This window comes from Pseudoalteromonas sp. KG3 (assembly GCF_030436385.1).
Lineage (GTDB): Bacteria > Pseudomonadota > Gammaproteobacteria > Enterobacterales > Alteromonadaceae > Pseudoalteromonas > Pseudoalteromonas prydzensis.
Map to the genome: position 1 here is coordinate 1071689 of NZ_CP098524.1, position 14213 is coordinate 1085901.

Below are 14213 nucleotides of genomic sequence, written 5' to 3' on the forward strand. Positions count from 1 at the left end.
CCTCGTGATGCTGCTAAATTACGATTATAGCAAGGCTACAAACTGTTTTAACATGGCTGGGTGCGCAGGCCAAGCAGGGGCTGTGACTAATTTGCCATCGGTAATTGCGCCATCCATAGGTAACTCAACGTACTCGGCACCCGCCATTTTTACTTCAGGTTGGCACGCAGGGTAGGCAGATACTTTTTTACCTGTGATCACACCTGCAGCAGTGAGCATTTGCGGGCCGTGGCAAATAGAGGCAATTGGTTTATCCGCTGTAGCAAAGTGTTGAATTATTTCGATTACTTTCGCGTTCAAACGTAAATACTCAGGGGCACGGCCACCGGGTAAATACAAGGCATCGTAATCAGCGGCATTAATGTTGGCAAATGTCGCGTTAAGTGCAAAATTATGACCGCGTTTTTCGGTATAGGTTTGGTCGCCTTCAAAATCATGAATCGACGTTGCGATAGTGTCACCCGCTTTTTTATCAGGGCATACAGCATCAACCTGATGACCCATTGCCAATAATGCCTGAAAGGGTACCATGTTTTCGTAGTCTTCAACAAAATCACCAGTGATCATAAGTACTTTAGCCATATTTAGCTCCTTGTATTGAGTGTGCAAATGTATTTTAGTGCTGCTTGATAACGCGCTTTAATGCACTGAGTATTTAGTAGAGCATAGCTAATTATTGAGCGGGTAATATAGGAATACTACAAGCCATTTTTAGGTTATTTAAAGCGAGATTGATTGTTTAGTGCGATTGATTTGAATGAAAAACTAGCCTACTATCTCAGCAACTATTACTGATAAGGCTCGTTATTTTGCGCATTACGCGGCCCTAGGTTTTCCCCTCTCTAAATTGCCATAATTTAAATGGCTATCAATTGCTGCCTTGCAGCAGGTGCTTTTATGCACCATCAAAAATACTTAAACAACATTGTTCAACTTACTAGACACTTTACTTAGGTATTGTTGTGTTGACTGTGTGGTTTATCAGATTTTATCAATCTCAATTATGTTTTTAGTTAAAGCTAAATGATTTTCTTATCAAAGCGGATATGACTTTGTAGGTGATCTTTTAATTGGCATGAGCCTCACATAATGAGAGCGCTTATTAGCGGCACTTTCAGGAAGTAACACGCGACTATTGTGGGTTGGTGGTGCGGGCAGCTTAGAAGTTTCTCCTAGCGTAACTTTAGTATCATCACCCGATTTTCCTGCCGAATATAAAGCTGAAGCATTAGCACAGGGTGAGGCGTTAAAGGTATTCAGATCAACAAGCACATCAACCCAATGGACGTTTGTAAGTCCTGCTGCGGTTATTTACCCTGGCACGAGTGAAGGTGCGTATCGTATTGGTGGCGATGCTTTTTTCACTAATGAGCAAGGTGAAAGTAAAATTTCGGTCACCGATTACGCTATTGCGATGCTGGATGAAGCACAAAATGCAGCGCATATTAATCAGCGCATCAGTGTGGCTTATTAAGCTATTTGTCGGGCTTTTAAAGCATTACTGTTAATCAGACATGACTGGTGGATAATGATTAAAAGCCTAATTTTTGCATCTGTGGTCCGATAAACGTGGGCTAAAATGCCCATTGGCTCAGCTCAGTAATACGAACATATTATTCGTATGTAAGCTAATCTTTAGCAATTATTTCTTCCTTCGCTTTTACAATGCTCTTATGTTTAGACTATATTTTTACAGGTAACTGATTAATTATTTATAATTTTAGTGCAATCTTATAATCAGTTTATTCATGCAAAGATTGCCTTCACTACTTTAGAAGTGACGCACTGTATTGATGATTAGCTATTCCGATTTGGCCGAACGAAAACTCACCATTAGGTTCTTCTCCGTAGTTGGCTCGGTGACAACCCTTGGTATGGCGATAATCGCTTTATATAATAATCAATTTATTTTGGCTTGCTCGTTATTAGGCTCATCGGCTTTATTTGCTTCTCCTTTTTGTCTTGGTGATAGAGTCGCTGTTTCCTCCTTAATCGTTTTATACACCTTATATACCCTAATGATTTATTTAGTGCTTACAGGTGGAAGCCATGGTACAGGGCCAATTTGGATTTTCATTGTATCCCCAGTTACTTTTTTTGTTCGCGGTTTTAGACGTGGCATTATTGATTTAATTATTTTTGTAACTTGTGTTACCGGTGCTTTTTACTTATCGAATTACTGGGAACTTTATAGTGGTTATTCGGTTTATTTTCCAACTCGGATTATTGCTTCTTTTATCATTGTTGCTTTATTGAGTGGCTTTTATGAATATTTTCGGCAAATTTACAGCCAACGTTTGATTGAGCTAATACACAAAAATGAATATTTAGCGACTCGCGACCCTTTAACTAACCTACCTAATCGACGTTATGCTATGGCGGAACTTGAGCAATTTGCAAAGCAGCAGCAAACGGCGAGTATCATTATTGCGGATGTAGATAATTTTAAAAAGATTAACGATCAATATGGTCACTTAGTTGGCGATGAAGTACTAAAACATCTGGCTGATTTATTTGTTGCTCAGTTAGGTGAAAATGATATGGTGGCGCGCTGGGGAGGAGAAGAGTTTTTATTTTTTCTACGCCATAAAAATAAACAGCAAGCTACACAATTTGCCAATGAGATCCACCTTGCTTTATCACACAATCGTTTAGATATAGGTGCAAACCAACTGGCTGTTACCGTGAGTATGGGTATTAGTACATTAACAACGGCTGTGTCTATTGATAAAGCGATGCACAAAGCTGATGAACTGCTTTATCAAGCTAAGGAGCAAGGCAAAAATCAAACGTGTGTTTAAAGGAACGCAATGAATACTTTATATATTACAGGTGCGGGTGTGAGTGCAGCCAGCGGTATTCCTACTTTTCGTGGTGAAGATGGCTATTGGACTATCGGTAGTCAAAATTATACGCCGATGGAAATGGCTACACGTGGCATGTATGAAAATAACCCGCGAGAATTTTTAGCTTGGTATTATCACCGCTTTGCCACTTATCGACATCATGGCCCTAATGAAGTGCATTATTGGCTCAGCGATAAAAACTTAATCACGCAAAATATTGATGGCTTAGATGGTAAAGCGGGGAATAGTAATTATATTGCGATTCACGGTCGGCTTGATCAAATGACCTTGTTTCATACCCAAGGTGATGATGTTAGCGCGCATCTCACCCCTTGGGATAATGTAGATGAAAGCCGTTTGCATGACTCACTGCTGGAATTATTTAACATCGAAAACCAACAGCCGCAGCTTAATCATTCCTTTAAACCCTATGTGCTGCTATTTGATGAATATTACACTGAGCTTTATCGGATCACGCAAGCACAACAGCGGATAATCGCAGCCGATAAAATCGTATTTATCGGCACTTCGTTTAGTGTAAATATCACCCAAATGGCATTGGAGATAGCCCGCAGTTACGATATTCCAATTGAAGTTGTTGATCCACAGCCTGCGCACATAATGCACCCTAATGTGAGTTATAAAAAAATGACTGCATTAGAGTACATTCAATTTAAGGGCTAATTACTGCTGTGCTTTCGCTTGCGCTACATTGAGTCGCAGACCTAGCGGATCAGTAACAAATTCTGCCACGCCGGATTTATTTAACTCCAAAATAGCTTTAGGTGCTTGCTGAAAACTTTGCCAATTTATTAGGCCTGGGCCATTTGGGTTACCTGCTTTGATAAAGTTAGTGACGTAGCGATGCATGGTTTTGCCCGCTTGTTTATCTTGCTCAGTAGTGACATGGCCATATTTAGTGGCCACCGTATTAAAAAAGTAAGGGATCTCGCTCGCGTGCGCTGCACCTTTTGCATCTAACGTTTGTGCGACATAAGCGAACCGATAAAGGTAAGCATTTTGGCCACGTTTACTAAAGCGTTGCGCAGTAAAACGAGCAGGTTCTTGCATTCGCTGGTCTTGGCCAACTTGGTAGTTTAATAATGCCAGTGGCTTGTTATTTTCAGGATCATAGGCAAGCTGAGCTTGTATGGCATTATCGCCAAAGCTGTTAAACAAAGCCTGCTTAGTGTCATAATTTGCATAGCCGATATCATGATTAGTGGTACCAACCATCAACGGCACTTTACTAAATTGACCACTAAGTAGGTTATCGCTGGTGCTGCCAGTTATGAGTGTACCGTCTAAAATTGGCCCGCCAGAGTAAGTTACAAGCGAATCATTAATACTGCTTAAGGTACTTAGGTTTAAATTACCAACAATAGCTTGGGCAGGAAGCGCTCGCAGTGCTGTTAGGCTTTTTTTATCGCTACCGGTTATTTGATGTTGGGCGGCAAAGTTAACGCCTACTTGCTCGGCTGATAATGTGTCTGGATCATCACTGTGCAGCGGTAACTGATTAAATAACTCACGACCGCCGCCAGACATTATAATTGCTTTATTAAATAGCCCTTGCGCGCTTGGTGTTTGCAACATGGCGTGTACTGATTTACCACCAGCGGATTCACCCATAATGGTTACTTGGCTTGGATCACCAGCAAACTCAGAGATGTTATTCTTTACCCATTTTAAGGCGGCAATTTGATCCATAATAGCGTAATTGCCAAGCGCGTCGTTCTCAAGGGTACTCAGTGCTGGGTGGGCAAAGAAACCAAATCGTCCTAAACGGTAATTAAAACTAACAAATACCACTCCTTGTTTAGCAAAGCTTGCGCCTGAATAAACCTCAGGAGACGCGCCGCCGTTAACAAAACCTCCGCCGTAAAACCACACTACCACAGGGTAGCCCGTATCGCTTTGTTTAGCGGGTCTTATTACATTTAAATACAAGCAATCTTCTGCCGGTGGAGTACCTAGTGGTGCGGCATCGCCTGCAAATGGTTTTTGCATGCAGTCGGATGCGTAGTGATCAGCTTGCTTAACGCCTTGCCACTTAGGCACAGGTTGTGGAGAGCGCCACCGGTAATCACCTACAGGAGGTGCAGCATAAGGAATGCCTTTAAAGGATATTATTTTGCCAGACTCGGTGCCTTGCACTGTCCCGCCAGTTACATCCGCGGTGGTGTTTGGGGTGGCTTTAGTGCAGCCTTGTAATGTCATTGCTGCAAGCGTAAAGCAAGTAATAAAAGCAAGTGGTTGTAGTGAGCGCAATAGCATGGTTAACCTCTATAAAAATCAATGCGTCGTATTTGAGAGCCAATCGATATTAGCATAAAAAATAGTGGGATAGATAAAGGCGTAAATAAACCAAGGTGATTATATAGGGGGTATAACCACCTTGGTTAAGTATTTGGCAAAAGGCTAATTTAAAACCTTTAATCTCCTGGGCAGAAGTGTGCCAAATTTGTTGCTCTAGCAGTGATAGAAAAGCTTAAAAACGGGTACGAATACCAAACGTAATACGACGCTCAAAGATATTTTGGGTGATCACATGATCTGACCATTGTGCGTAAATATCTTCTTTTTCCTCAGTTAAGTTGCTTACCGAGGTATAAATGCTCATATCTTCGGCAAATTCATAGCCTGCATACATATCAAAGTATAGTGTGCTGTCGGTCCAAAATGGCACTACGCCTTCGCCCATTGGCGAGCTTAAGCTGTCTAAACGATCACTACGGTAGTTAGCTGCAAGACGCAGTTGTAATGGGCCTTTTTCGTACCAAAGTACGGCATTGGCTGACTTTTCTGAGTTATCTTGAATTGGTAAGCTTTTGCCATAAACATCAACGTTAGCGCTGTCACTTGGCGCATAGGTAAAGTTAACTGATGTGCCTAAACCATCAAATGGTGCCGGTAAAAAGTCAAACGCTTGTTGATAAACCACTTCAAAACCTTTTATGTCACCACCTTGGCCATTTATTTCTGTGGTTACAGGCACTTCACGACGAATAACGCCATCAATGTCAGGTAAGCCTTGCATGACAATACCGTTTTCAACAAAGGATTCTATATCCATTAAAAACGCTGAAATGCTTAGTAAGCCGCTGTCATTAAAATACCACTCAGCTGATAAGTTATAGTTAGTAGCGCGCCATGGCTCTAGATCAGGATTACCATTTTGACGACCCTGCACGGCAACTAATAAATCAGGGCTCACACCAAGCTCAGCGGCAAGTACATCACCTGCGCGGGTACGACCAACGCTTACCCCTCCGGCGAGCTTGCCAATATCGAGGGTGGTCATTGTTTTACCGTAACCGGCACGTAAGATCACGTTATCGGTAACATTTAAGTTAAAATTCATTGATGGTAAAAAGTCAGAGTAATTTCTGTTTAGCCATTTTTCACCGGTTTTTTCACTGGCAGTACACAATGAACAAGGACGTGCTGAGCCTAGCTGATTTTGCAGCATGTCGAGTTCAGTTTTAATGTATTGCGCGCCGATATTAGCGGTATAACTTAAATCCCCCAATTCACCGGAAAAGTTTGCTTTAAAGTAAGCGGTTTGGGTTTGCTCTTTCACTTGATAGGTACGAGATGGGTTAGCTAAACGCTTATTACCTGGGTAAATAGCGTTTTGGAATGCCATTGGATCGTCCATCACTTTCGGATCGATTAAGTAAAAACTATGCCCAGCACCGCCAGGGCCTAAACCATTGACTTGGTTAACCCAACCCGCGGGCATATCACTAAAAAAGTTGGTTTTACCTATGGTTAAATCACCACCTGCTACGCTATTTTCACCGTCGCCATTGGTGTCCCCCAGTGATGCGCCAGAATCTTTCCACATTACATCGGCACTAATATCGCCAGTGGTAAATGGTGCAACGAGAATATAGGTTTCACGCTCTACGTCACGTTTTGATGCCCGCAGACCAAAATCAAGATTCTGCAGGTGATCTGTGTCAAAGGCGTAATGGCCATCAATACGGGCAACATCAAGTGTGGCCTCTTCTTCAAAGTTATTTTCAGAGTAGGTTGATACGAGATTATATTGGCTTATATCATTGCCAAACCCTTCAGCAAAACCAAGGGTGAGGTATTCGCCACTGCGAGAAAAACTGACATCAACGTCTTCTGGGCCGTAACCGTTAGGGTTAACAGGCTAAGGGATCCCCAGAAATAATCATTAAGTTTCAATTACATCACTCACATCCATATTTTTCCAATCGAGTTTCACTACCACCTGTACGAAATAGGCTAGCCCTTCCAAATAATCTCGCCGTCGCAGTTTAATGGACTGTTTTTTGAAGTATCGCAGCCCAACAAATGCCCATGACACTACTCGTCTTTTTTTGGTTGAATTAGCTTGAAAAGCGCCTGTCTTTCCTGCTTTGTCTATCACTGCCCCCAGCATCATTGAGAACCAATGAACCAGAGTTGCGAGCAGTAAAAGTATGTCTAATCGATTGAGTTTGTTCGTTCTGTGCAGATCTGAGCCTAAGCCGAATCTAACACTTTTTTGATCTCGAAACCCTGCCTCTATCTGCATTCTCATACCATATAGCTTGAGCACTTTTTCGAGAAAATGGTGCCTTTTTGGAAGTGAAGAAACGAGTAGCCAAGGCTCTTTATAACCGCGTTCTTTATCTCTTTTTAATAACTTATGTCCCTTGCCAACCAACACTGCATGCGTTTGATATTTTGCACTTTTGGTCAGCTCGGTCGCGCCAAGATACCGGCTCTTACGTTGATTGTTCTTGAATAGTGACTGGCATGGAATAAACTCATCGCTGTCCTGCGTTTTCAAGTGTGCCGTACCTCGAACCCGGCTGATATAATGCCAGCTATTGTTCCGCACGGCTTTGAGCCAGGGAACTTTAAAGCCCGCATCCGTCACAATGACGGGGCGGCAATCACTCGGCAAGATCAGTTTGAGCATCTTTAAGAACCGTTTTTGTACTTTTGGGCAATGATATTGAAAGCTGAATGCACTTTCCTGGTATAAGGTCAAAGAGCGACCTTCACTGACAATGCTAGCACGCAGAATACAGTATTTGGTTTGTGTATCTGCATGACTCCAATCAACCAATATGACGGGATGCTTTTCAGTGACCACAAAACGGCTTAAGCGAACATAAACCGATGTCGATTCACGCAAAAGCTCGTGGTTATTGAGTAGTCGATCAATACGCTTAATATCATGTTTTTCAGTTGTTTTTGAATCCAAATTGCGACCAATAGATGTCAAGGTGCATTGCTGACAGTGCAAAAGAGATTTAACGGCAGCGACTAGAGTATTAAATCTGGCTTTATGAATAGAGTTAGGGGTGACAGCGCGGAGCATATTGTGCAAAATAGTAGACGCATTCATGGTGTTTAGTTCTGTTGTTTTTAAGCGATTCATAAGATCACAAAACACCATGAATGTTCCCTCACTACCCATATTTTTTAACACTATTAGTTCATTGATATATAAAGGCTAATTTTGGGGATACTTTAGGCAACCAGCAGTAACAAACGCCGATGTGAATGCTTTACTTACTTTTAGTCAGTTAATTGAGCCTGTGCATTATTATACTTTGCACCATTTAGCGTTTTTAAGGGGTGACTACCATCAACAAGCGCCACTAAACAAATTAGTGGATGTATTACCGGTAGAGAGCTTAGCTCTTAAACAGTTTGATTATGCGGTTGCTGATTACCAACAACAGTGCGACAGTCAACAGCTTGCAACACTGCAAAAGCAATTACTTAGATGGCAGCAAGTACTTAACGATAACCGTCAGTTGTTTTTAACCATCAATGAATGGCAAGCCAGTTATTTGGCAATCATGACGGCGCTGAAAAATAAGGATGAGCTAAATAAACCACAGAGTATAGAAATAAATAATGGCATGATTGCGCAAGTTATCCAATCAATAAGTTTGTTAAAGCAAGCGCGGCTAAGTTGCAGTCACTAACTGATTATTGATGCTCAAATTAAATGCCCTATTTAGGGCATTTAAAAGACTTAATTTTACTTACTTGGCATTAAAAAGAGCTCTCGAACATTACAGCGTTTGTCTGCTTCGATTGCGAATAGCACGGCATCAGCTACATCTGTTGGGTCGAGTTTGTCGGGTTTGGCTTCATCAAAAAATGGGGTATTGACCATGCCTGGGGCAATTGTAGTACAGCGGCCTTGCCACTCTTTCATTTCTTCTGCGAGGTTTTGTCCAAAGCCGTAAGCAAACCATTTTGTTGCACCATACACAGAGCCTTTTAGCGCTATACGCCCTGCGGCGGAGCTGGTTAAAATAAAGTGTCCAGTGGTTTTTTTAAGGTGTGGCAGAGTGAGTTTTGCAGTGTAAAGCAGTGCGTTGATATTTATATCAATCATTGTTTGCCATTGCTGCGGCTCGCCTTCTTCAACTCCTGGGGTTTGTACACCCATACCGGCATTGGCAAATGCGACATCCAGTCGGCCAAAGTGTATTACACCTGCATTAACGACTTTTTCAAGCGATGAAAAATCAGTGGCATCTGCGCAAACGGCTAATGCATTATCAGCCCCTAATTCTTCAACCAGCGCATTGAGTTTATCTTCACTGCGCGCGGTCAAAATTACTTTATGACCGTTGTTTACTAAGGTTTTTGCTGTTGCTTCACCAATACCACTGGAAGCACCTGTAATTAGTACGACTTTTTCTTTGCTCATGACTTTCTCCTAGATTAGAGAGCGGATAATGAGTTTGATCACCTCTGGTTATGACTCTAACAGGTGCGGATTAACCTCTATTGAATGTATGTTATATAAACATATTTCAATTGTTTTTTTACTTTGTTGTTAACTTAAGTTGCTGATTTTTTAATTGTTTTTAAATAATAAAATAAAAAGTTAGGTTTATATATATTATGCTATATAATCGCGCGGTTTCGCTTTGAGGCAGGCTTATTTTTTAGCAGGCTACAAATCGCAACGGGTTATATCGGCTCAAACCTTTTGGCTTATAACAATGTGGTTTTAATCTTGTGTAAGCTATGTTAAACCTTGCTTAATTACAGCAATTATTATCGGAAATAAAACGTGAAAGATAAGCTTTTAGTATTTTGGCAAAACCATTCAGAAACCATAATGACTTTAGGTTATAACCTGATTTTAGCGTTGGCTATTGTTATAGCTAGTGTGCTTATTGCGCGCTCTGTTAAAAGAGCGATCCAAAACTCTAAGTCGCCTCTAAAGAAAATAGATAAAACCTTACTGCCGATCCTCTCGAGTGTGGCAGGCTACTTGGTGTATATCATTGCTGGATTGTTTATTTTAGATATTTTTGGCGTTAATACAGCAAGTTTAATAGCGCTGATGGGGGCGGCTGGCCTTGCAATAGGCTTAGCACTTAAAAATACCTTAAGTAACATAGCTGCGGGTATCATGTTACTGATACTTAGGCCATTTAAAGTAGGTGATTTTGTTGACGCCAGTGGCACTGTCGGTTCAGTTAGTGAAATAAACCTCTTTACCACCATTTTTAAAACTAATGATGGCCTGTATATCGCCTCACCCAATGGTAAAGTGTGGGGTGGTAATATTAAAAATTTCACCCGTAATGGTAAAAGACGCATGGATATTGTAGTGGGCATTTCATTTGCAAACTCAATAGACGATGGCTTAAAGGTACTTAAAGAAATAGCCGCATCAGAGAGCCGATTATTGCCAGAGCCTGCACCAAAAGTAATGGTGGCATCAATCGGTGAAAGCGCGGTGAATATTCAATTGCGTGCATGGACTGTGAATGGCGATTATTGGCAAACTGTGTGGGATCTTAATAAACGGGTAAAAGAGTCTATTGAGCAAGCGGGTCTGACTATTCCATTTCCGCAACGAACTTTGCATATCGCTGAGTCTATGGCATCGGCGGTAACCGTTAATAAAGATGTGTAAAACATAGCTTGTAAATGTATCTAAATAAAGCCAGTCAGCTAACACTGAGTGGCTTTATACTATTTGTACTAATAACCTATTGGCTAACAGTGAAAGTCACGTCAAGATCATCACCCGCGGTTACCGTAACAGGTTTAACTTGGTAAAGCGTAAATGCTTCGTCTTGTATTTCAGCGTCATCAATATGTGCTGCACAGGTATAAGCTAATTGATAATCACCAGCAGTGATGAAGGCAAGCTCAAACTCATATTGATTGTCGTCACTATCAAATACCACATTTGCTGTTGCCAGCGGGGCATCAGCAGGTGTTTCATCTTCGGTTACTTCGTAAATATCCAATGGCTCTGCTACATCACTGTTATAAAGATACACAGCATGGCCAAATGAGCCATCTTCAGCGGCTAGTGCGATATTATCTGTTTCGCAGTTGGCGATAAGCGCATCACTTACAGTACCTTCAATATCTTCTGACTCAGCTAAGTTCTCTAAACGAACGCCGCGAGGTTTTAAGAAGATTTCATCACTGTTTTGTGGATCGACAAGCGACTTTTTCAAATCAAATTCAAGTACAAAATCATTATCAGTTTGATTTAGGGTAAAGCCGTCAAGTTGGATTTCACCAATGCCGTCATTCCCTTTGCGTTTAACAACCAGTGGGGCGATGCTACCGTCTTCATAAACAACGTGCGAGGTCATAGTTAAGTCGTTCGCATCGCCATTAATAATATCGGCACGGATCCATGAATATTCGCCTGCAGGCACGTCTTCATCATCTAATAATGAGAAAATATCGTCGCCAGTATAGTCAAGCAGGTTTACCATTTCAGGTTTAGTTTCGTCATCTGCTTCACGTGTTGCAAAGGTAATATCTTGCCCACCTTCAGCTTGCCTTAGGGTGATAGAGTTAAATACGACATTCACTTCCCGTAAGCCGCTTACAGGTGCATCAGAGACGCCTAAACTAAATTTTGCAGATTGCGGTAGTGTAGGTGAGTCATTGTTATCTGAACCACCACATGCAGTGAGTGCAACTAAAATAGCGCTGCTTAATAGTGTTGTTTTGATATTCATAATTTAACCTTTTCCTCAGTGTTGGCATCAGTATAGAGGGTCATACTTAACGCAACTTGAATTGGAGTTAATACATTGTTTCAATATTGGGGGTAGGTATACATTTTGGCAAGGCTAAGCAGTGTTTTGATGGTGTGACTCAACTTGAATTATGGCATTCGCGGCTGCTTTAATAGTCATGATGCAAACGCGATAGATCAATAAAGCGAGGAACAAATATGCAAGTCTTAGATTTAGAAAACAAGGTGAAGTAAACATATTAATGCTGCTTGTTATCGACTCATTATTGCTAAGAATTAAGCTCTCGCAGCGAAAAAGCCCGCTGTTTGCTTACCTCAATGGCAATTTTCCACCAATAAATCCAGTTTAGTGTAACTGGAGCAATTGGTGGCTAGATCATAATGTGAAACTCACTCGCAGCACAAATTAACGCTGGAATGCATACACAGAGCCTAAATTTAAAATGTGGGTTAGCTCATCAAGCGCTTGCCAGCTTTCGGTCAATAAATTAGCATCGGCAAAGTCGTCATTACTGAGCTTGTCACGATAGTGTTTATTTGCCCAAGAACATAATTGTTGGTACTTACTATCATTTAAAATCACAGCTGGGTTAACCGCTGCCAACTCTTGTTGATTTAATGCCACTCTTAAACGTAAACATGCTGGACCCCCGCCATTTTGCATGCTCTGTTTAAGATCAAAAAACTGCACTTGATTAATTGGGTTATCAGCACTAATAAGCTCATTGATGTAGGCATTAACGGCGCTGTTATTATAGCACTCTTGAGGTGCTACCAGCAGCATTTTACCGTTGCTTAAACTCACCAATTGACTGTTAAATAAGTAACTGGTGACAGCATCTTTAATGCTTACTTTTGCACTGGGCACTTCAATAATGTGAAGTGTTTCATCACCTTGGTATGCATTTCTAACCTGCTTTAAGGCATCAATTTGATTTAAAAAAGCTTGCTCATGGCACAGAAGAACATTGGCGTTACCTACGGCAATAACATCATTATGGAACACACCTTGGTCAATTACTGCAGGGTTTTGTTGCAGTAATAATTGGCTTGATGGTTTTAATTGATGCAATCGGCAAATGGCTTGCGATGCTTCGAGTGTTTGACGAGCTGGGAATTTACTTGGCTTGGGTAATGCGCTGTTAAAGCTACTTGCACCAAATACGAACAACTCTAACCCTTGCTTACCATGTGCATCGGTGAGGCGAGTATGATTAGCTGCTCCCTCATCACCAAAAAAGCCCTGTTCGGGTAAGTGCTCATGATGACTAAAGTAGCTGTCGTTATTGAACATGGCTTTGAGTAAGCGAGTTGTCGTTGTCGGCTCTAACGAGCGGTGAAATTTATTATTCAAATTAGCTGCAGTAAAGTGCACTTTACCATCGAGGGTATCAGCTGACGGAGAAACCGTGGCAGCATTTGCAGTCCACATTGCTGAGGCTGAATAGCAGGCACGTAAAAGTACTGGATCAGCCTTAAATGCTTTACTGATCACTTCATTATCTTTACCTGTAAAACCTAAACGTCGTAATACGTTGATGTCAGGTCGTGCATGCGGAGCAAAAACACCTTGGGTCAGCCCTAAATCATGCATTGCTTTCATTTTTGCAAGGCCTTGCAACACCGCCTCTTTTGGATTTGAGTAACTGGCTGCATTACTTAATGATGCAACGTTACCATATGATAATCCCGCGTAGTTATGAGTCGGGCCTACAAGGCCATCAAAATTTACTTCTACTGCTGTCATGATCATCCTGTAATTTTCTTATAGTAAGTGATTAAACTATACAGAAAATAACCTACGATGGTTTAATTAAAATTAGCTAACTCTAGCTCTACTGTTTGCAAGTTGTGTTGCAAACGTTTTTGCGCCGCGAGTAAATACGTTTTCTGTTGCGATATTCTTGCTTGCTGTTGACGCAGTGCTTTATAAATAACGCGTTTCGGTAAATCATAATGCTCAGATGCTTCGCTGATTGTTAATTGATGCACCGATAGCTTTTTTAGCGCTTCGTCTAAGAGCGGGTAGTTATTTAACATATCTGCGCTCCTTTTCCGATGTTGTGTGTGGATCGTTAGCATGATGTACATGCCAAACACTAATGTCTAAGCGCCATAATAAATACAACATGTGATAAAAGTTAGCCATAGCTCGCTCCCTGTAAACGAGGTAAATGAAATTAAAACTCACCATTAATGAGTTACCTTTATCTATAAGGAAGATCTATGCCAGCCTGTGTAAGTATTTTTAGTTAAATAAGATCAATAACTTGTGTTTATTCTGCTTATTGTCGATTGAGTATAAGCACTAATGTAGTGAAAAGTGATGATGGCTTTGCACTTTTGTGATG

Annotated in this window: 12 protein-coding genes and 1 pseudogene; 5 read left to right on the forward strand and 8 right to left on the reverse strand. The window is 41.3% G+C overall.

Going from position 1 to position 14213, the window contains the following annotated elements; translation table 11 throughout:
* Positions 1-24: 24 nt before the first annotated feature.
* A complete protein-coding gene (locus NDQ71_RS23030) occupies positions 25-582 on the reverse strand; it encodes a DJ-1/PfpI family protein (RefSeq protein ID WP_064664650.1) in 558 nt (185 codons plus the stop codon).
* A 547-nt stretch (positions 583-1129) separates the two neighbouring features.
* Between NDQ71_RS23030 and NDQ71_RS23035 the strand changes: the two are divergent.
* The 3 genes and pseudogenes from NDQ71_RS23035 to NDQ71_RS23045 form a co-directional block, all read left to right on the forward strand.
* A pseudogene (locus tag NDQ71_RS23035) lies at positions 1130-1474 on the forward strand (NAD(P)-dependent oxidoreductase); the annotation flags it as partial.
* A 337-nt stretch (positions 1475-1811) separates the two neighbouring features.
* Positions 1812-2801, forward strand: a complete 990-nt coding sequence (locus NDQ71_RS23040) for a GGDEF domain-containing protein (protein ID WP_301562832.1) — start codon at positions 1812-1814, stop codon at positions 2799-2801.
* Between the two features lie 9 nt (positions 2802-2810).
* A complete protein-coding gene (locus NDQ71_RS23045) occupies positions 2811-3530 on the forward strand; it encodes a Sir2 family NAD-dependent protein deacetylase (RefSeq protein WP_301562833.1) in 720 nt (239 codons plus the stop codon).
* Here the strand turns inward: NDQ71_RS23045 and NDQ71_RS23050 are convergent, their stop codons facing one another.
* The 3 genes from NDQ71_RS23050 to NDQ71_RS23060 all read right to left on the reverse strand — a co-directional run bounded on the left by NDQ71_RS23050 (position 3531) and on the right by NDQ71_RS23060 (position 8253).
* Positions 3531-5123: a carboxylesterase/lipase family protein gene (locus NDQ71_RS23050; protein WP_301562834.1), complete on the reverse strand. Its 1593-nt coding sequence runs from the start codon at positions 5121-5123 to the stop codon at positions 3531-3533. It abuts the gene before it with no gap.
* Between the two features lie 214 nt (positions 5124-5337).
* Complete coding sequence (locus tag NDQ71_RS23055) at positions 5338-6909, reverse strand: TonB-dependent receptor (protein ID WP_301563107.1); 1572 nt, start codon at positions 6907-6909, stop codon at positions 5338-5340.
* 126 nt (positions 6910-7035) lie between these two features.
* The gene (locus NDQ71_RS23060) at positions 7036-8253 is read right to left on the reverse strand and encodes an IS4 family transposase (protein ID WP_301563108.1); all 1218 of its coding nucleotides are present in this window, start codon (positions 8251-8253) and stop codon (positions 7036-7038) included.
* Between the two features lie 121 nt (positions 8254-8374).
* Between NDQ71_RS23060 and NDQ71_RS23065 the strand changes: the two genes are divergently transcribed.
* Positions 8375-8809, forward strand: coding sequence for a hypothetical protein (locus NDQ71_RS23065; protein ID WP_192543202.1), 435 nt, complete (start codon positions 8375-8377; stop codon positions 8807-8809).
* 56 nt (positions 8810-8865) lie between these two features.
* On the opposite strand, the gene NDQ71_RS23070 is transcribed toward NDQ71_RS23065, so the two are convergent.
* On the reverse strand, positions 8866-9546 hold the full coding sequence (locus tag NDQ71_RS23070) for an SDR family oxidoreductase (RefSeq protein WP_192543203.1): 681 nt from the start codon (positions 9544-9546) through the stop codon (positions 8866-8868).
* A gap of 369 nt (positions 9547-9915) precedes the next feature.
* Here NDQ71_RS23070 and NDQ71_RS23075 point away from each other — a divergent pair, with 369 nt between their 5' ends.
* A complete protein-coding gene (locus NDQ71_RS23075) occupies positions 9916-10770 on the forward strand; it encodes a mechanosensitive ion channel family protein (RefSeq protein WP_192543204.1) in 855 nt (284 codons plus the stop codon).
* A gap of 76 nt (positions 10771-10846) precedes the next feature.
* On the opposite strand, the gene NDQ71_RS23080 is transcribed toward NDQ71_RS23075, so the two are convergent.
* The 3 genes from NDQ71_RS23080 to NDQ71_RS23090 all read right to left on the reverse strand — a co-directional run bounded on the left by NDQ71_RS23080 (position 10847) and on the right by NDQ71_RS23090 (position 13902).
* Positions 10847-11842 carry a DUF4382 domain-containing protein gene (locus NDQ71_RS23080; RefSeq protein WP_301562835.1) on the reverse strand — a complete coding sequence of 332 codons (996 nt, stop codon included), beginning with the start codon at positions 11840-11842 and terminating at the stop codon, positions 10847-10849.
* 426 nt (positions 11843-12268) lie between these two features.
* On the reverse strand, positions 12269-13609 hold the full coding sequence (astB, locus tag NDQ71_RS23085; protein ID WP_192542298.1) for an N-succinylarginine dihydrolase: 1341 nt from the start codon (positions 13607-13609) through the stop codon (positions 12269-12271).
* 62 nt (positions 13610-13671) lie between these two features.
* Positions 13672-13902: a helix-turn-helix domain-containing protein gene (locus NDQ71_RS23090; RefSeq protein ID WP_192542299.1), complete on the reverse strand. Its 231-nt coding sequence runs from the start codon at positions 13900-13902 to the stop codon at positions 13672-13674.
* Between the last annotated feature and the right edge of the window lie 311 nt (positions 13903-14213).

Bases quoted from the DNA above. Each gene is read 5' to 3' on its own strand.
- NDQ71_RS23030 (WP_064664650.1), bottom strand. From the start codon at position 582: ATGGCTAAAGTACTTATGATCACTGGTGATTTTGTTGAAGACTACGAA.
- NDQ71_RS23045 (WP_301562833.1), top strand. From the start codon at position 2,811: ATGAATACTTTATATATTACAGGTGCGGGTGTGAGTGCAGCCAGCGGT.
- NDQ71_RS23050 (WP_301562834.1), bottom strand. From the start codon at position 5,123: ATGCTATTGCGCTCACTACAACCACTTGCTTTTATTACTTGCTTTACG.
- NDQ71_RS23060 (WP_301563108.1), bottom strand. From the start codon at position 8,253: ATGAATCGCTTAAAAACAACAGAACTAAACACCATGAATGCGTCTACT.
- NDQ71_RS23070 (WP_192543203.1), bottom strand. From the start codon at position 9,546: ATGAGCAAAGAAAAAGTCGTACTAATTACAGGTGCTTCCAGTGGTATT.
- NDQ71_RS23080 (WP_301562835.1), bottom strand. From the start codon at position 11,842: ATGAATATCAAAACAACACTATTAAGCAGCGCTATTTTAGTTGCACTC.
- astB (WP_192542298.1), bottom strand. From the start codon at position 13,609: ATGACAGCAGTAGAAGTAAATTTTGATGGCCTTGTAGGCCCGACTCAT.
- NDQ71_RS23090 (WP_192542299.1), bottom strand. From the start codon at position 13,902: ATGTTAAATAACTACCCGCTCTTAGACGAAGCGCTAAAAAAGCTATCG.